This window comes from Methylobacterium aquaticum (assembly GCF_001043915.1).
Lineage (GTDB): Bacteria > Pseudomonadota > Alphaproteobacteria > Rhizobiales > Beijerinckiaceae > Methylobacterium > Methylobacterium aquaticum.
Map to the genome: position 1 here is coordinate 1 of NZ_LABX01000386.1, position 528 is coordinate 528.

Genomic DNA, 528 nt, shown 5'->3' on the forward strand with positions numbered 1-528 from the left:
GCCACCGCCTCCTGGCCGAGCACGAGGCGCTGACGGGCGGCCCAGGCCGAGACGGTGTGCAGGGCTGCCCGGCCCTTGGTCTTGGCGTGGCAGCGCCGGGAGGTCTTGCCGTCGACGGCGATGAGGTCGGGCTCGGCCTCGCGCAGGCTGTCGACCCAGGTGGTGAAGCAGGTCTTGAAGAGGTCGGCGTCGAGCGCGTTGATGACGTCGTTCAGGGTGTCGTGCGCCGGCAGGCCCCGCGCATAGGGCAGGAAACGACGCAGGAAGCTCAGGCGCTGCTCGCCCCACAGCCGGATCTCGACGAAATCGTCCATGCCGCACAGCGTGGCGCACAAGACCAACAGCAGGATCTCAGGAAGCGGGTAGATCACCCGCCACTGCTGGCGCGGATCCTCCAGGGCGGAGAAGTGCTCGAGGATCGACAGCGATGACGGCATGGGGCCTCGCAGAACGCCAAGCCACCGGTGAATCATGATCCTCCGCGTCGCGCAGCCCAAACCCGCACAAAGGCTGAAGCGATTGCCCTGG

The 528-nt window shown here is 67.8% G+C and carries 1 protein-coding gene; it reads right to left on the reverse strand.

The features are described 5' to 3' along the window. The coding region (locus VP06_RS32525) for an ISAs1 family transposase (protein WP_048467962.1) at positions 1-437 on the reverse strand (437 nt) is incomplete at its 3' end. Positions 438-528 lie beyond the last annotated feature (91 nt).